A 17,777-nucleotide genomic window follows, 5' to 3' on the forward strand; every position below is an offset into this window, starting at 1 on the left:
AATAAAAGTTATAAAAATTGCGCACAACATTGCTTAAATTTTTTACCCGAACCACAAATACATGGCTGTTTCATGGTTGGCTGTTGCCCTGTGGTCGGGTCTAGAAAATACCAGCGTGCCTGATATTGCACAAAATGGGAAATTTCGTGGTGAACCTGTACCTGTTTAGCATCATGGTAATGCGCTTTAAACTCTACTTGTGCATGGGTTTTGTCCAGCTTTTCATTGCTGCTCAACACTTCCAATTTCAACCATTGATTTGACCAACTCCAATCTGCAATCGCAGCTACATCTAGGCTGGCCTGCTGCCCCAGCGCAGTCGTCTGTACAATATAATCAATCTGCTGCAAGGCAAATGCACTATAGCGTGAACGCATCAACTGGGTTGCTGTGGTCGCATGCCTTTGCCCCACATGTAAAGGCTGACAGCACTGTTGATAATTCCCTTGCCCACATGGACATGCCAAATCACTCATAGAAAATTCCAGAAATTCATCTCAATAATAGGGTCTGTTGACACTTCGTCTATGTTTGCGGCATGAGAGATATATCTCGCAAGGTTTTTTAGCTGATATAAGGCATGGAGCAGGAAATTTAGTCATTCTAAATGACTGGCACATAACGCAATAGCTGCAAAAAATATGCTCGCCCCCTTGCGCAGCAAACAAAGCAGTGCTTTGTTTTTGCTCATGTGGCTAAAACTTTCTCAGATTGCGTTATGAAACTTGGCAATAGTCTCGCTATTCCCTGCGTTTCATGCCTGATCTACTCAGTTTTAGCCTACAGCGCAAGCCATTTATGAAATGTCAACAGACCTCAAATAGCCTGACGATGCAGGCTATTTTAACGGAAGCACAAGACTGAAATACAGCTAAGTCAAGGCTTATGATGTACTTGAGGGCTCTTGCTGAATCAGATGGACTTTTTCAATTTTATGTCCATCCATAGTCACGACTTCAAATATATATCCATCGGATAACAGTTTTTCACCATTTTCAGGCAAACGCCCCAAATGGAACAGAATATAACCCGACAAGGTTGAATACTGCTCGCTTTCATCCACCAAATCACGCCCAAGCAATAAAGAAACATGGCGAATATCGGTGGAGCCATCTAGCAGCAAGGAACCATCTTCCAGACTTTCGGCATGCGCATCTATGGTGTCTTCATCAGGGAATTCACCTGCAATGGCTTCCAGAATATCAATAGGAGTTGCTACTCCTTCAATAGAACCATATTCATTCAGCACAATTGCCATTTGTAACGGCGCTTGACGCAGTTGTTCCATCACCATCAATACCTGTGCATTTTCATGCACAATCACAGGTTCACGCAGATGTGTTTCAAAATCCAGCACACCAGTTTCAATGTACTGATTCATCACTTTATGGGTCAGTACAATACCCGAAATATTGTCTAATTCACCACGTGCCACGATCACTCGTGAATGGGTCATACTCAATAACTGGCTACGAATAGAAGCTTCGTCTTCATCTAAATCAATCCATTCTAGCTCGGGACGTGGCGTCATCACTGACTTTACAGGACGTTCAGATAAACCCAATACCCCTTGCACCATGACACTATGATAGACCCCATTTTCTGCATCAAAGACTTCATCGGCAAAGGCGCGCGTGGCCAACACATCTTCATTCACATGGCTGCTTTCTGTGGTGTTTTGGCTTTTTCCGCCCAACATGCGCATCACCGCAGAAGCAGTACGGTAGCGTAAATCAGTCGTAGTCACAGTTTTTTCCTGATTTCTGCGGATGGTTTGGTTCAGGAATTCAATCATCACCGAGAAGCCAATCGCGGCATATAAATAGCCTTTTGGAATGTGATAACCAAAGCCTTCAACCACTAAGGAGAAACCAATCATCATCAGGAAGCACAGGCATAGAATCACCACTGTCGGATGCTTATTGACAAAGTCCATCAGTGCTTTGGAAGCCCACAGCATAATGCCAATTGCGATGATCACTGCAATCATCATGACAGATAAATGCTGCACCATGCCCACAGCGGTAATCACGCTATCGAGTGAGAAAACGGCATCTAACACCACAATCTGCACAATCACCATCCAAAAAGTGGCGTGCACAGGGTTTTCTTCTTTTAATGCAGGTTTGCCTTCAATACGTTCACGCAGTTCCATGGTGCCTTTAAAGAGCAGGAACACACCACCAAACAGCAGAATCAGGTCACGTCCAGAGAAAGGATGTTCAAAAATATGGAACAGTGGTTGGGTCAGCGTTACCACCCACGCAATAGAAGCAAGTAAAATCAGCCGCATGCCCAAGGCAAGGATCAGCCCCACGACCCGTGCCGTATTGCGTTGTTCTGGTGGAAGTTTTTCAGCCAAAATGGCAATAAAGACTAAGTTATCAATACCCAGTACAATTTCGAGCACGATCAGCGTTAATAGACCCACCCAAGCTGCAGGGTCAGACATCCATTCAAAGATCATCTGTTCTTCTCCTGAATATCTAAAGCTGAATACGCCCAAAACGTATCCTGTATTGAAGCTAACTTGGCTTGCCTTTGCAGGCTTGACATCACATTAAAAAATATTCGTTCGGTGCGACTACTGCCACTGTCCATGACGATTCTATAGTTGTAAGACAAGCCTTGAGTATAGGAAAGTTTGCGCTGAGATTCATCCCCTTTTTTAGATGCAGCGCTGCTGTGTCACGGTAGAATCACAAATCTTTGCAAATTGAAAAGAAACGATCTGCGGGATTGTCATATTTCGGGACTAAGCTAGAGCCAAGAAAAAGAACATGTTATGGTGAAGAAAATAAATGAATAGCGTATCTAGAATGACCCAATATATGAATAATCCCTCTCCTCAGACGACTCAACCCTTGGTTGCCTTGTATTGCGGCTCACGTGCTGGCAATAACCCGATTTATCAGGAAAAAGCAGTGCAATTGGCCAGAAAGCTGGCAGAACAAGGTTTTGGTATGGTCTATGGCGGTGCGAGTATTGGTTTAATGGGGCTGGTTGCAGACACTGTCGTGCAACATGGTGGACAAGCTGTAGGGGTCATTCCTGAGTTTATGCTGGATTATGAAATTGCCCACAGTAATTTAACTGAATTACACGTGGTTAAAAGTATGCATGAACGCAAGGCGATGATGGCAGAGCGTGCCAGCGCCTTTGTAGCCTTGCCAGGTGGTTTAGGGACTTTTGAAGAGATTTTGGAAATTGCCACTTGGGGGCAATTGAATCAACACCAGAAACCGATGATTTTATATAACGTAAATGACTTTTATGATGCCCTGATTCAGCAGTTAGATCATGCCGTACACGAGGGTTTTTTACCACCGCAGCACCGTGCCAAACTGATTGTTTGTAATCATTCACATAAAATTATTAATGCACTGAAAAACTTAGATTCACCACGTCATTTTGTGGGTTAAAGCGATTTATCTTTTAGCTCATTACTGCCCAAAAATTTAAGCGAGTCATAGACTCGCTTTTTTTCTGTTTTTTAAGGTGTTATTTACTCAATAAAAAAGAGAGCATCGCAATGCTCTCTTCAGTTTGTATTTCAGCTTTTACTCAATTAATTTAATTTGGTAAACCGCTGTCGTACCACTGACTTCATTACCTACGACCAAAAGAGGCTTACCATTTGGTGAGTCTTTGGCTGCAATAAAGGTTAAGCCTTCAGGGCCGAGGTTCGAATTTTCAACCGTAACAGCATTACCTTCCGCATCGAAAGATGAACGAGTTTCACCAAACTTACGATCATTAAAATATTCAACAAAGAAAGGCTGGGTTGGTTGGGTAATGTCATACACCATAATGCCCCCCATACGCTCCAATCCAATAAAAGCAAAGGTTTTTTGACCAATTTTACCTAAAGTAATACCTTCAGGTTCAGGTCCTTTATTGTCACTACGATCATCGACTTTTAATTCATCATGATTAGTATTAAAATATTCTGGAAATAATTCAGCAGTTATGTGCTCAAAGTCATTTTTCGAGTCCCAAACAATTTGTTTGGTTTTAGGATCTACAATACTAAATGAACGACCACCATAGGCATAAAGTTTGTCATAGGTCATTAAACCATCGCTATCTAGTACAGGCTCACCATTTTCATCTTTCTTGTAACCTTGCGTCCAAGTAATCGTTAAACGCCCCAATTGTGAATCTTTAATCAAATTATCTGCACAGACTTCATTGGTATCAGTCGTGGTACATGTTTTAAATACGCTTGAATCAAGCTTTGCACCTTTAACGCCAGACTTTAATAAACGTAAATGTGCAGCATAATCGCCATTGGTACGAAAGCCTTTACTATTAAATAAGTGTTTAACACGAATTTCTTCTGCATAACCTTGAGTTAGATCATCTGTACCAAAATATAAGTCTTCATCAACCAACCATTCACGTGCATCACCTTCATTTGCAGTGACCAAATAGCTTTGTCCATTGGCTTGGTATTGTGCAATTGCATCTGGCATATACATGCCGTATAAACCTGGCCAAGCCTGAATATTAATCATTCCTTCATCTTTAGCACAGGCTGTAATCGTATTTCCGTTATGGTCTTGTTTACCTACAACACAATCACGATCGCCAGCATCTAAAGCATTTTCAGCTAAGCCAAAGTCTTTATAGCCCAACGGGAAAATATCGACCACTTGGTCTTGAACCAAATCAATCACAGCAATCGCATTATTTTCTTGTAAGCTTGCCCAAGCAGTTTTACCATCATCACTCACGGCGATATATTCAGGTTCTAAATCTTGCGCAACAGTCGCATTTGGACCAAAGATACGCACGCCCGCATCTAATAATTCCTGCTTACGTGTATTCCATGCCTGAAAATCTGCAGTTCTTACCGTAGGCTTAGCAATATCCGTCAAATTAATAATACTGATGGAACCTTCTGGATCAATGGCGTAGCCCTCATTTGGCTCACCTTCATTGGCAACCAAAACTTTTTTTCCATCTGGGGTAAAAGTTAGCATATCAGGCAATGCACCAACTTCAACTTTGCTGATAAAACTCAGGTCTTTAGCCTTAAAGAATGCCACGATGCCTTTATCAGTTTTAGGTGTCGCCTGAACGGCTAAAGCCACAATACCTTGATGTACCGCTACACTATTCACTTCAGAATTCGCCAAATGAGCCTTGGCATCTAAGCTATCAAGCTTAACAGGTGTATTTGGATTGGTTAAATCGAGTACATCAACCACACCATTTTTAGCATTCACAACAAATAAACGTTTGCTTTGAGCATCATAAGCAGGGATTTCCGCTGCACTCGCACCAAAAACTTGTGCATCGTATATCCCTAAGCGCTCCAAACTAATTGTTGTTGGTGTATCTTCAACAACTTCTTCAACTTTTACTGGAATAGGATCGTTATCATCGTTACATCCCACCATCCCCACAGACAATAAAGCCAACATTAATGCAGAAATTTGCGTTTTCATAAATTACTCGTCATTTTTCTAAATGCACCCAACTTACAAACTCAAAGTGAATAATCCGTGACAGGTAGATGACGATTTCATGGCATTTTTTTGAATTTTCAACACTTTTCATGTTTTTTGAGGTTCTGCCCGTGTATCACTGAAATGGTTTAAACTAAGCCAAATGCCCATTTCCCCGAGTTATGAACCAGACACCCACCCATCAAGCCTTGCATCCTGAATACCGACTATTGGTTTTTCTGGTTTCGATTGGCTTTTTTATGCAGGCGCTAGACACTACCATCGTCAATACTGCCATTCCCGCCATGGCACACAGTCTGAATGAAGACCCTTTGCGCATGCATAGCGTGGTGGTGGCGTATGTACTTTCGGTGGCTGCCTGTATTCCATTAAGTGGCTGGTTGGCAGACCGTTTTGGGGTACGCAATACCTATTTTGCCGCGATTATTATTTTCACTTTGGCATCATTAGGTTGTGCAGCAGCGCAAAGCTTGAATGAATTGCTGATTTATCGGGTCATTCAAGGCATAGGTGGGGCTTTACTCTTGCCTGTTGGGCGCTTGGCAATGCTAAAAATCATTCCACGCACCCAGTTTTTATCAGCCATGAGTCTGATGAGTCTTGCAGGCTTAATTGGCCCCTTAATTGGTCCAACCCTTGGCGGCTGGTTGGTGGAAGCTGCGTCTTGGCACTGGATTTTCCTGATCAATATTCCTATGGGCATATTGGGCTGCTGGATTTGTGTCAAAGCCATGCCTAACCTCACCGAAGCAAGCGTGAAAAGCTTCGATCTTTGGGGCTTTATTTTACTGGTACTTGCCATGGCAGGCTTATCACTGGGCATTGAAAACTTGGCAAATCAACAACAAAGTATTCTATGGAGCGTGGCGTTATTAATCATTGGTGCACTGGCTGCAGCAGCTTATGCACGACATGCACATACGCATCAAAATGCCTTGTTTCGCAGTGATTTATTCCGCCACCGTATTTATGCCATTGGTATTTTAGGCAATTTCTTTGCCCGTTTTGGTGGCAATGCCATGCCTTTTATTATGCCCATCATGCTACAAGTGGCTTTCGGCTTTGAACCCTTCATCACAGGTTTGATGATGATTCCCACCGTACTCGGTTCTCTGGTCTCTAAACCGATTATCCGCCCTTTAATTCAACGCTTTGGCTATCGTCAGTTTCTACTGACCAATACCTTACTAGTTGGGGCATGTATTGCCAGTTTTGCGCTGACCACCGCTGAAACTGCCACATGGTTACGGGCGCTGCACTTCTTTATTTTTGGGGTACTGAATTCTCTGCAATTTGTGGGCATGAACACCCTTACCCTAAAAGATTTGCCTGCACAGGATGCCAGCAGCGGTAACAGTTTTTTATCTATGATTATGATGCTATCCATGAGTATTGGTGTGGCTTTGGCAGGCACATTAGTCAATGCCTTTAGTTCCTATTACGGCGCAGAACAACTGACTCATGCCTTTCATGCCACTTTAATCTGTTTGGGTGTTTTAAATATTCTGGCATTTATGGTGTTTTGGAAAATTCCGAGACATACTGCGGTTTAAAACGCTCTCAAAAATCACATAGTACTGAGCCATCCTGCGGGTTATGATAGATCTTTGCTCAGCCCAAATCTGAATATGCGCAAACCATCTCGTCCACACGCCAGCTCCAAGTTTACGCCGCACTATCGCATTGCAATTGGCGTAATAGGTAGTGCGATTTTGGCGGTATTCATATATTTCGGTATTCTGCGACAGTCCCCTGCTGCTGCACAGGACTATCCTATTCAGGGTTTTGATGTATCCCATCATCAAGGGGAAATTCAGTGGCATAAAATCTCGCCACAAAAATATGCCTTTGTCTATTTAAAAGCTACCGAAGGCGGTGACTTTAAAGACCAAAAATTTCAGCACAACTGGCTCAAAGCCCGTGAACGTGGTTTTTTGGTCGGTGCCTATCATTTTTATCGGCTATGTCGTGATGGAAAAACTCAGGCAGAAAACTTTATGAACACGGTGCCCAAAAAGCAGGACAGCCTACCACCTGTCATTGATTTGGAATATGACAGCAACTGCATCAACACCTACACCAAAGAGCAGTTACTCAAAGAAATTCAAAGCATGCACGATGCCCTGTATCAGCACTATGAAAAACAGCCTATTTTTTATGTATCCAAAGCCTTCTACAATATGGTATTGACCGAAAGTTTTGCCCATACACCGCTGTGGGTCAGAGAATATCATGGCAAACCACAACTGGCAGGTCAGCCCAAATGGCTGTTCTGGCAACATACTAATCAAGGTAAAATTGCAGGGATTGCCACACGGGTAGACCTGAATGTTTTTTATGGCAATGCCAAACAATGGCAACAGTTTTTAGACAGTTATGCTATTCAGCCTTTAAACCTTGAAGCCTCGCCAAAAAAATAACAAGATAGCGGCATCACAATAAAAAAATACCACCATGAAAATCATCAAAGGACTGCTTTGGGCGGTGCTCGCTCTCAGTATTTGCTTAGGATTCGCACTCTTTTACCTACTACAACCTGTAGGCAAAGTAGAACAGTTTGCTGCTTGGCAATACCAACCGAGTCACCCGACAACATCAAACAACACCACATCTGAGACAACAAATACTGGCTTAAAGGTTCATTATTTTGGTGTGTCCACCTTATTATTTGATGATGGTGACAGCCAAATTTTAATTGATGGGTTTTTCAGTCGTCCGTCATTATCACAGGTTATGTTTAGCCGACTGCAAAGCCAGCCCGATCTGCTTAACAGTTTGATTCAACAACATCAATTGCAACGCACTCGGGCGATTTTAGTCACACATTCACACTATGATCATAGTCTGGATTTGCCATTTTTGGCGCAGCAACTACAGCACAGCCAAATTATCGGTTCAAACAGCAGTTTAAATATTGCCCGTGCAGCAAAGATTCCTGAAACTCGTTTAAGCCACGTCAATCCTGTGCAACCTTTTCAGATTGGAAAGTTCAAAATTACAGCCATTCCTTCACAGCACACACCTGCCACAGCCGTCAACAATGATTTAGGTGAACAGATCACCCACCCCTTACATTTACCTGCCCGTTTTTATGAATTTAAAGAAGGTGGCAGTTTCGACTATTACATTCAGCATCCTGAACAAAATATTTTGGTCAAAGCCAGCACAGGAGCCATTCCTAAACAACTACAACATTTGCAGGTCAACACCCTATTTTTGGGCATTGCACAACTTTCCAAACAATCTACGACCTTTCAGCAGCAGTATTTAAATGAAACACTGGGCACCCTACAACCAAGCGTGGTCATTCCAATTCACTGGGATAATTTTTTTCTGCCATTATCTCAAACTTTGCAATTTTTACCCCGCATTGCTGACCACGGGCCACGCAGCATGCAAAGCCTAATTGAATATGCCGAATCGCAAAACACGCAGGTGATTTTGTTAGATACCACTACGCCTTATCCGCTGCGTCAGAAGCTACACCCTGCTTCCTAAACATGCGATACTGTTGAAATCTACACGATTCAACTATTGTTCTGTACCATGCGAAAAATCATTCATATTGATATGGATGCCTTTTATGCATCTGTCGAGCTGCGCAGTCGCCCCGAGCTACGACATTTGCCTGTGGTGATTGCCTCACATCATCCACGTGCGGTAATTGCGGCAGCGTCTTATCCTGCGCGTGAGTTTGGTTTACGCTCGGCCATGTCAATGTCACAAGCCCGCAAACGCTGCCCGCAAGTGGTGGTACTAGAACCCAATTTTGCCCTGTACCGTGAAGTCTCTGCACAAATTCATCAAATATTTCAGCGTTATACGCCACTGATCGAACCTTTGTCTTTAGATGAAGCCTATTTAGATGTCACAGAAAATTTACAGCACATTCCAAGTGCAACCGAAGTTGCGATGCGGATTCGGGAAGATATTTTTCAATGCACAGGCTTAACAGCTTCGGCAGGGGTTGCGCCAAATAAATTTTTAGCCAAAATCGCCTCTGACTGGCACAAACCCAATGGCATTTGTGTCATTAAACCCAGTCAAGTACAGCAATTTATTCAAGACTTACCGCTCAAGAAAATTCCTGGCGTAGGTAAAGTTACTCAGGAAAAACTCAAAAGTCTGAACTTAACCACTTTGGGTGATTTACAACATATTGAAGAAAATATTCTGATTCATCATTTTGGCAAATACGGCCAGCGCCTATTTTTATTTGCACAAGGTATAGATGAACGTCCTGTACAAGCAGAACGTGAACGCCAACAAATTTCTAAGGAAATTACCTTTGATGATGATTTAACCCTAGCGGAATGTACTGGCTACTGGTCAGGTTTAATCGATCAGGTTTGGCGCAGTTTAGAAAAAAAGCATTATGTCGCACATGGCGTCTCCGCCAAACTGAAACTCAAAAACTTTCAGGTCTTACAGCACAGTAAAAGTTTTAAACAGCCATTGTCCAGTAAAAAGGACTTGGAGGATGTATTGCAAATACTCCTGGCTGAAATGCGTATCGCACCGCAAGATCAATTTCGTTTAATTGGTGTCGGACTATATCAGCTAAGCCCTGCTGAAGAACAAGCACAATTGTCCTTACTTTAAACATTTTAAACCCTGTTAATTACTGTACTTTTGAATGTAGTGATTTTCAGCCTCAATCAACACTCAGTGCTACCCATTTGTATAAAATTCAGACAAACGAATAAAAATAAAACAATTTGCACTTCACAGTAGGGCTTTTTAGAGTAATCTATGCGCGCGATGTATTTATCCGTACATACGCTGAGATGCCAAAAATCACCATTACTTTTGGCATACTTGTCCTGTGATTGGCGTGACGATCAAATCCGAAGATTACAGGACAACTCTGCGCTTGGCACTTCGCCCAATCGAACACACCCTCTCCATATCTTCTTCTGATCAAACAGCTCAATTCTTCTAAATCTTACTTAAAGTGGCATCGCTTCTATTTTCCAATAAATTGCCAACCTCTATAATAGTGCACGCTTTAACCCTATTGTTTGGTGCAAGGATCACATTCCATGGCTGTACAACGTCTGCATGTTCAACAACGTTATTCTGAAATTGCCATTTCAGGCAATTTAGTGCATTTGGCAGGACAATTGGCTGAAGACACACAGCAAGATATTTATGGCCAGACACAGCAAACTTTAGCGATGATAGACCGTTTACTGGCAGATGCAGGGACCGATAAATCTCAGATTATGTCGGTGATGATTTTTCTGAAAGACATAGAACGTGATTATGCCGCTATGAATAGCGTCTGGGATGCGTGGGTGGCAGACATTCAAGCCTTGCCGCGTACTTGTGTAGAAGCCAAGCTGTATCACCCCGATGTTTTGGTGGAAATGACTGTGGTTGCAGTCAAACCTTAATCCCAACCAAACCTAAAAACAGATGCGATTAAATCAAGAGTCACAGCTAATCCAAAAAATCAGCATGTCATGACGACATGCTGATTCATATGATCGATCAAGCAATTTTAGCTGCAACGGCTTAGCCCAAAACTTTCACCTTATGGCGTACAGAATGTGCTAAAAAATCATACTTCTTTAGCGCAGTATCCAAATCTTCTAAATCTGCATAAGATGATGATGACTGCCCAAAAGCTTCGCGTAATTCGTGATATTCTGGCACTTCTTCATAACGCAGCACTTTATAGCCCGCCAAACGCAATAACTCATCCTGATATTGTGCATTACGACTACGTTTCAGCATTAAAACATCATCTAAAGCGACAATCGCCACCACTTGATTGTTTGCATCTAGCACCACAAAGTCAGCCACCATATTACGGTATTTATGGCGAGTACGGGAAAATTTCGTGGTCAGCAAGGCATCAAAAGACACATGCGCCAATACGGTATGCTTAGGTAAAATTTCTTGCAAACGTGTATAGGTCAGTTGTTCATTCAAACTGAAAATCGCACGTTGCTTCAGTGCACTGTCCTGAGGTTTTTCTTTATTTTCCAAACTCTTTACCGTCATCAAGAGAAAGAAAATAAGTATAAAAACCCCTATCAAAAAATAAATGGTCATAATTCATTCCTTAAAATCATTTTTATAGTTGTTTCGGCTTCATGCCGATTTTTTCATCAAATCAGTATATAACACGCTTTTTTATTTAAGCATTCAATTTATGAAACTACATGCAACACTCACAAAACCATCATAGAAATAGACGTTTTGTTTCACAAGCTAGCCTTTTGTCTAAGTGCTGTAGCATATAGCAGCGTGCTTTTTATCTTCGTATGTCTGTACTGTATAACATGCTTAAAAAACAATGCAATGCTTAAGCATTTCGATTGTCGAACAATTCCGATGAAATGAAAATACCTATAAAAAAGGACGCAGCAGCGTCCTTTGGTCAGTTCCGAATTAACTTAAGCTCTAGATTTTGGCTTAGATTTTTTCTGTGAAAATGGACGTTTTTCGCCTGTTTCACGAGGTGGCAAACCCGTGTGCTGAGTCAAAATCTGCCCTTTCTTCGGACGATTACTATTCTGACCACGGTTGCCAGTTTGACCTGTTCGTTTTTGCGAATCACCCGCTACTGTTGAATTTTTCTTACGTACAGATTGATATTGCCCTTCTGTGCCTTGCGGTTGATAGGTCGGAATCAAATGCTGTTTAGAATTACCAATCAGATCGGCACGCCCCATTTCTTTTAAAGCTTCGCGTAGCAACGGCCAGTTATTCGGATCATGGTAACGCAAGAAAGCCTTATGCAAACGACGACGCTTTTCGCCTTTTACAATATCTACGTTTTCAGTATAACGCGCCACTTTAGCCAGTGGGTTTTTACCGGTGTAGTACATGGTTGAAGCCGTCGCCATTGGCGATGGATAGAAAGTTTGCACCTGATCGGCACGGAAACCATTCTTTTTCAGCCATAAGGCCAAATTCATCATGTCGTAGTCGGTGGTACCCGGATGCGCAGCAATAAAGTACGGAATCAAATATTGCTCTTTACCTGCTTCCTTACTGAAACGATCAAACATCTGTTTAAAGCGATCATAAGTTCCGATGCCCGGTTTCATCATCTTAGATAATGGACCTTTTTCGGTATGTTCAGGCGCAATTTTCAAATAACCACCCACGTGATGCGTCACCAACTCACGAACATATTCAGGGTTCAACACCGCCAAGTCATAACGCAAGCCTGAACCAATCAGAATTTTCTTAATGCCTTTCAACTCACGCGCTTTGCGATACAACTGAGTTAATGGCGCATGGTCGGTATGTAAATTTTGGCATACGCCTGGGAATACACAGGATGGTTTACGGCAATTCTTTTCAATTTCTGGGTCTTTACAGTGCAAACGATACATATTGGCCGTTGGACCGCCCAAGTCTGAAATAATGCCTGTGAACCCAGGGGCAGTATCACGAATTTTTTCGACTTCACGCAAAATCGATTCTTCAGAACGGTTTTGAATAATCCGTCCCTCATGTTCGGTAATTGAACAGAATGTACAACCACCAAAACAACCACGCATGATATTGACCGAAAACTTGATCATGTCAAAGGCTGGGAAACGTGCATTACCATAAGCTGGATGCGGCAAACGTGCATACGGTAAATCGAACACATAGTCCATTTCTTCAGTGGTCAATGGAATAGGTGGTGCATTCAACCACACATCACGTTCACCATGCTTTTGTACCAACGCGCGGGCATTACCTGGGTTGGTTTCTAAATGCAGAATACGGTTAGCATGTGCATACAACACAGGATCTGCGCTGACTTCTTCAAAAGAAGGCAAACGAATGACAGCCAGCTCACGTGGTGGTAATTTGTGTTTAATGGCTTTAGATGCAGGTTGCAATTGTACAATCTGGGTATCTGCATCCAACTGATCGCCTTCACGCACAATCGGATTGTTCACCACATCTTTTTGGAAATTTTGATATTGGGCAAGCTTGTTGCCTTTTTCTTTTTCAATCTCACAACCGTCTAAATCTTCGGTCATCACATAAGGGTTGATGATTGGATCGACACGCCCTACGCTGTCCACATCATTCGATGCAATTTCAACAAATTTGGCTTTGGCCGCACGGTTATGTTTATTAATAATAAATGCGGTTCCACGTACATCGGTAATGTCATGGATTTTTTCACCCTTAGCCAAACGGTGCATGACTTCAATAATGGAACGCTCGCCATTGCCGTACATCAGCAAGTCTGCTTTAGAATCCATTAAAATGGAGCGACGAACTTTGTCTGACCAATAGTCATAATGTGCAATACGACGCAAAGAGCCTTCAATCCCGCCAAGTAAAACAGGCACATCAGGAAAAGCTTCACGACAGCGCTGACAGTACACGGTTGCAGCACGGTCTGGACGTTTATTCGGTACATTGTCTGGTGAATAAGCATCGTCAGAACGGATTTTTCGGTCTGCAGTATAGCGGTTGATCATCGAATCCATATTGCCTGCGGTAACGCCCCAAGCAATGGTTGGCTTACCTAAGACCCGAAACGACTCCACATTGGTCCAGTCTGGTTGTGCGATAATCCCAACACGAAAGCCCTGTGCTTCAAGCACACGACCAATCACCCCTGACACAAAAGAAGGATGATCAATATAGGCATCGCCACAAACTAGAATAAAATCGCAGGCATCCCAACCCAGCTGATCCATTTCTTCGCGTGACATCGGCAAAAATGGCGCAGGCTCAAAACATGACGCCCAGTATTTATCGTAATCAAACAACGCTTTGGGTGCGGTCTGAGCAGTATAAGCAGTAGACATGGCTTGCAATTCTCGGCTGGCAAGTGGAAGATCGGTAGTCATCAAAGATGAAAGCCGATCATTTTAGCATGAATTCCGTTCATCTTGCTTGATTAAAAAATATGCAAAATCAGGTGGCTAATTTTTATTAATTTTGTGTAGGTAAAGGATCATTAAATTAATCAACACAGCCGAAATTGCATCAAGCCATCGTTCAGACTTTTGCTTTTAAACGCCATGCACCCAGCAAAGCCAAGCCTAAAACCAGACTCATCACCCAAGTTAATCCTGTCCAACCCCATTGTTCCCAAATCAGCCCGCTGCCACTGCCCAACAAACTGGAACCCATGTAATAACTAAATAAGTATAAAGATGAGCCTACCGCACGATATTGCAGTGCCTGAATTGACACCCAACTGCTGGCCGTAGAATGCGCTGCAAAAAAGGCAAAGGTAAATAAGAGTAAAGCAAGTAATACCACCACCAAATGTGCAATCGACATCAGCCAAAGTGCAGCAAGCATCAGTACGATCACCACTGGCAATACCCGTTCACGCCCGATCCGATTCCCCCAACTTGCCGCACGCGGTGAACTATAAATGCCTGCCAAGTAGGCAATTGAAATCACCCCAATCCAAACTTGAGAAAGCTCAAATGGTTTGGCTAACAAGTAGTAACTAATATAGTTAAAGATACTGACAAAACAGCCCATCAACAAAAAGCCCTGCAGAAACAGGATTCTTAATTTACGGTCTGCTAAATTGGCCACAAAGGCATCTTTAAAACGTGATAAGCGAATTGGATACGCTGTAAAATTTTTGGATGCAGGCAAGAGTAAATAAAAGATAATTGCAATGATCAGGTTTAATCCACCAATCACCAAAGTTGCCGTTTGCCAAGAAACAAAATCAACCAAAACCCCTGCAATTAAACGGCCACTCATACCACCAATCGCTGTGCCTGAAATATACAGCCCCATAACAAAGCCAATATCTTGCTGCTGAATTTCTTCGCCAATATAGGTCATAGCGACAGCAGCAACACCACTAACAGCAATACCAATCAAAACGCGGGTACTTAAAAAGAACGACCAAATGGGCAATAAAGCACTCAAAATCAGCAAAATTGAAGCAAGAAATAACGCCAGTACCATAATGGGTTTTCGCCCAAAACGATCTGAAATAAAGCCTGTAAATAACAGACCTACAGCTAAGGCCACCGTAGAAAATGACAGCGGAAAACTACTTTGCGTTGGCGTAACGTTAAAAAAATCTGCCAAAATTGGCATCATCGGCTGCACGCAATACAAAATCGAAAAAGAGGCAAACCCTGCTAAAAACAGTGAAAAAAGAATTGCCTTAAACGGTTTTGAGCCATACTGAATATGAGATGCTGCAGACAAATCAGACATATTTACTCCCAGATTAGTCTCAGTATACGCCTGTTTATACACAAAAATAAGTTCAGTATTTTATCATTTGCTCAAAACTATCGGTTTCGGCTGAATCCAAACCCACATAGCCTTGTCAGTTTTTGCTTACAACGACTGCCGCCATTAGATGCTAGGCAGCCGAGTGCAGCTTTGATATTCTTAAATCATCAGGAAACAGGACGTTTCCCAAACAGAAAACAACAATAATATGTTTGCGCATCAGGATCGTGAGGTACGACAGGAGTTATACCTAAAACACGAAATACAAAGAAACCCCGTCAGGATGATGGGGTTTCTTTTTATCTGCATATTTTATCTATGCTTTTATTGGCAATTTTATCTATTTTTAATCAATACAATCCATAAAAAATCCCCAAGCAACGTTGAGGATTTTTTATGATCAGAACTTCAAATTAAGCTTTTGCGGCTACTGCTTTGCCAGCTTTAATTTGTTCAGCTTCATCTTCATTCATGATTAAGGCAACAGCAATTGCAGTAATCAAGACAGGTAAACCTACGGCCATGAAATTGAAGTGAGCGGGCAAGTTCATGCCCAACAAACCGCCAATTAAGATTGGCCCTACAATCGCACCCATACGGCCAATCGCAGATGACCAACCAATCCCTGTAGAACGTACTGCAAGTGGGTAATATTGTGCGACATAGCTATATAGCAACATTTGTGAGCCTATTGAAGCCGCGCCTGCCAAAAATACCAAGATGTAAAGTAGGAACTGATTAGACTGGAAGCCCATTAAGCTCATCACCAACGCACCCATGATGCCTAAGAACATTAACACAGGTTTTAGATGGAAACGGTCTGCTAAAATACCACCACCCACAATACCCACAACTGCACCTACGTTCATCACCATCATGAACATTAAGCTGTTGTCCATCGAGTAGCCAGCTGCCATCATCAATTTAGGCAACCAACTGCTAAGCGCATACATGGTTAATAAGCACGTAAAGAATGCCAACCAGAACAATAGTGTATTGACTGCACGACCACGTTTAAACAAGCTCACCACATTGGCCGCTTCTGGCACATCTGCTTGGTACAATTCAAATGTTGTGTCTTGCGTAATTTTCAAATCTGGTGCTAAACACGCCACAATTGGACGTGCTTGATCTTGCTTGTTTTCTTTTACAATAAAAGTCAAAGACTCAGGTAAGAATTTCCAAATCACAGGCAATAAAAATAATGGAATCCCTGCAATAAAGAACATAATTTCCCAACCAAAACTTGGGGTAAACCATGAGCCGAGTAATGCAGCCATTACACCACCAACCGCATAACCACTGAACATCGTGGTAACGAGCGTACTACGCATAGTTTTAGGTGCATATTCTGAAGTTAATGCCACCAAGTTTGGCATTACACCGCCAATCCCTAGACCCGCCAAGAAACGTAAAATTGCAAACTCAGTGGGATTAGAAGCAAAACCACCCGCAAAGGTTAAACCACTAAATAGCACAATACAGATCATGATGACTTTCTTACGGCCAATTTTATCGGCCAAAGAACCAAAAATCATGGCACCAAACATCATACCTGCCAAGGCAGTACTGGCAAGCATACCCGCCTGAACAGCACTCAAGCCCCATTCATCCATCAATAATGGCAAAACAACGCCATTAATTGCCAAGTCGTAGCCATCAAATAAAATGATCAGTAGACACCATGCCACGACATTAAAATGAAATGGTTTGAATTTTGCGTGATCAATGACATCATTCACGTTAATTGCTTGATGTGCCATTCCTCACCTCCTGTGAGCTGTGTTTCAGTGAACTCAAATAGCGTTTTTTACAGTGAAGACTTTCATTTTTATCAGTCATCCATGTCCACTTTGCTATTCAAGTAGATTGTGTAACTTTCACACAAAACAAGGGAAGTAAAAATTCAACATTAGTCTAAATCCTTTTATTAATTATGGATTTAATGTTGTTTTTACAAAATTAAAATGTGATTATTATTCTTAACATTTTATTTTATCCATAAAAAAACACCCTCAACGTTAGTTGAGGGTGTTTAGAATAATGAGCTGGCGATGACTTACTCTCACATGGGTAACCCCACACTACCATCAGCGCGAAGAGGTTTCACTTCTG

At 42.2% G+C, this 17,777-nt stretch carries 13 protein-coding genes; 6 read left to right on the forward strand and 7 right to left on the reverse strand.

The window, feature by feature from the left end:
- Window positions 1-8 precede the first annotated feature (8 nt).
- On the reverse strand, window positions 9-476 hold the full coding sequence (locus HHA43_RS04890; RefSeq protein WP_168541854.1) for a YchJ family protein: 468 nt from the start codon (window positions 474-476) through the stop codon (window positions 9-11).
- A gap of 407 nt (window positions 477-883) precedes the next feature.
- Window positions 884-2,467, reverse strand: a complete 1,584-nt coding sequence (locus tag HHA43_RS04895) for a TerC family protein (protein ID WP_168541856.1) — start codon at window positions 2,465-2,467, stop codon at window positions 884-886.
- 334 nt (window positions 2,468-2,801) lie between these two features.
- Between HHA43_RS04895 and HHA43_RS04900 the strand changes: the two genes are divergently transcribed.
- Window positions 2,802-3,422, forward strand: coding sequence for a TIGR00730 family Rossman fold protein (locus tag HHA43_RS04900; RefSeq protein ID WP_168541858.1), 621 nt, complete (start codon window positions 2,802-2,804; stop codon window positions 3,420-3,422).
- 138 nt (window positions 3,423-3,560) lie between these two features.
- On the opposite strand, the gene HHA43_RS04905 is transcribed toward HHA43_RS04900, so the two are convergent.
- Window positions 3,561-5,453 carry a choice-of-anchor I family protein gene (locus HHA43_RS04905; protein ID WP_168541860.1) on the reverse strand — a complete coding sequence of 631 codons (1,893 nt, stop codon included), beginning with the start codon at window positions 5,451-5,453 and terminating at the stop codon, window positions 3,561-3,563.
- 182 nt (window positions 5,454-5,635) lie between these two features.
- Here HHA43_RS04905 and mdtD point away from each other — a divergent pair, with 182 nt between their 5' ends.
- The 5 genes from mdtD to HHA43_RS04930 all read left to right on the forward strand — a co-directional run bounded on the left by mdtD (window position 5,636) and on the right by HHA43_RS04930 (window position 10,870).
- Window positions 5,636-7,027 carry a multidrug transporter subunit MdtD gene (gene mdtD, locus HHA43_RS04910; protein WP_168461855.1) on the forward strand — a complete coding sequence of 464 codons (1,392 nt, stop codon included), beginning with the start codon at window positions 5,636-5,638 and terminating at the stop codon, window positions 7,025-7,027.
- Between the two features lie 75 nt (window positions 7,028-7,102).
- Window positions 7,103-7,894: a GH25 family lysozyme gene (locus HHA43_RS04915; RefSeq protein ID WP_168461864.1), complete on the forward strand. Its 792-nt coding sequence runs from the start codon at window positions 7,103-7,105 to the stop codon at window positions 7,892-7,894.
- Between the two features lie 34 nt (window positions 7,895-7,928).
- Window positions 7,929-8,972, forward strand: a complete 1,044-nt coding sequence (locus HHA43_RS04920) for an MBL fold metallo-hydrolase (protein ID WP_168461857.1) — start codon at window positions 7,929-7,931, stop codon at window positions 8,970-8,972.
- Between the two features lie 48 nt (window positions 8,973-9,020).
- Complete coding sequence (gene dinB / locus HHA43_RS04925) at window positions 9,021-10,076, forward strand: DNA polymerase IV (protein WP_168419400.1); 1,056 nt, start codon at window positions 9,021-9,023, stop codon at window positions 10,074-10,076.
- A 440-nt stretch (window positions 10,077-10,516) separates the two neighbouring features.
- Entirely contained in the window at window positions 10,517-10,870 is a 354-nt protein-coding gene (locus HHA43_RS04930; protein WP_168461858.1) for a RidA family protein, read from the forward strand.
- Between the two features lie 121 nt (window positions 10,871-10,991).
- Here the strand turns inward: HHA43_RS04930 and HHA43_RS04935 are convergent, their stop codons facing one another.
- From HHA43_RS04935 to HHA43_RS04950, 4 genes are all read right to left on the reverse strand, one after another.
- A complete protein-coding gene (locus HHA43_RS04935) occupies window positions 10,992-11,534 on the reverse strand; it encodes a DUF2726 domain-containing protein (protein WP_168461859.1) in 543 nt (180 codons plus the stop codon).
- Between the two features lie 344 nt (window positions 11,535-11,878).
- Window positions 11,879-14,251, reverse strand: a complete 2,373-nt coding sequence (locus HHA43_RS04940; protein ID WP_168461865.1) for a YgiQ family radical SAM protein — start codon at window positions 14,249-14,251, stop codon at window positions 11,879-11,881.
- A gap of 193 nt (window positions 14,252-14,444) precedes the next feature.
- Window positions 14,445-15,641, reverse strand: a complete 1,197-nt coding sequence (locus HHA43_RS04945) for an MFS transporter (protein ID WP_168461860.1) — start codon at window positions 15,639-15,641, stop codon at window positions 14,445-14,447.
- 434 nt (window positions 15,642-16,075) lie between these two features.
- Entirely contained in the window at window positions 16,076-17,425 is a 1,350-nt protein-coding gene (locus tag HHA43_RS04950; RefSeq protein WP_168461862.1) for an MFS transporter, read from the reverse strand.
- Between the last annotated feature and the right edge of the window lie 352 nt (window positions 17,426-17,777).

Origin of the sequence: Acinetobacter sp. A2 (assembly GCF_012371325.1) — a bacterium.
In the GTDB taxonomy this organism is placed as follows: domain Bacteria; phylum Pseudomonadota; class Gammaproteobacteria; order Pseudomonadales; family Moraxellaceae; genus Acinetobacter.

Excerpts from the sequence above, each read along its gene's own strand:
- HHA43_RS04890 (WP_168541854.1), bottom strand. The coding sequence starts at position 476 with ATGAGTGATTTGGCATGTCCATGTGGGCAAGGGAATTATCAACAGTGC.
- HHA43_RS04895 (WP_168541856.1), bottom strand. The coding sequence starts at position 2,467 with ATGATCTTTGAATGGATGTCTGACCCTGCAGCTTGGGTGGGTCTATTA.
- HHA43_RS04900 (WP_168541858.1), top strand. The coding sequence starts at position 2,802 with ATGAATAGCGTATCTAGAATGACCCAATATATGAATAATCCCTCTCCT.
- HHA43_RS04905 (WP_168541860.1), bottom strand. The coding sequence starts at position 5,453 with ATGAAAACGCAAATTTCTGCATTAATGTTGGCTTTATTGTCTGTGGGG.
- mdtD (WP_168461855.1), top strand. The coding sequence starts at position 5,636 with ATGAACCAGACACCCACCCATCAAGCCTTGCATCCTGAATACCGACTA.
- HHA43_RS04915 (WP_168461864.1), top strand. The coding sequence starts at position 7,103 with ATGCGCAAACCATCTCGTCCACACGCCAGCTCCAAGTTTACGCCGCAC.
- HHA43_RS04920 (WP_168461857.1), top strand. The coding sequence starts at position 7,929 with ATGAAAATCATCAAAGGACTGCTTTGGGCGGTGCTCGCTCTCAGTATT.
- dinB (WP_168419400.1), top strand. The coding sequence starts at position 9,021 with ATGCGAAAAATCATTCATATTGATATGGATGCCTTTTATGCATCTGTC.
- HHA43_RS04930 (WP_168461858.1), top strand. The coding sequence starts at position 10,517 with ATGGCTGTACAACGTCTGCATGTTCAACAACGTTATTCTGAAATTGCC.
- HHA43_RS04935 (WP_168461859.1), bottom strand. The coding sequence starts at position 11,534 with ATGACCATTTATTTTTTGATAGGGGTTTTTATACTTATTTTCTTTCTC.
- HHA43_RS04940 (WP_168461865.1), bottom strand. The coding sequence starts at position 14,251 with ATGTCTACTGCTTATACTGCTCAGACCGCACCCAAAGCGTTGTTTGAT.
- HHA43_RS04945 (WP_168461860.1), bottom strand. The coding sequence starts at position 15,641 with ATGTCTGATTTGTCTGCAGCATCTCATATTCAGTATGGCTCAAAACCG.
- HHA43_RS04950 (WP_168461862.1), bottom strand. The coding sequence starts at position 17,425 with ATGGCACATCAAGCAATTAACGTGAATGATGTCATTGATCACGCAAAA.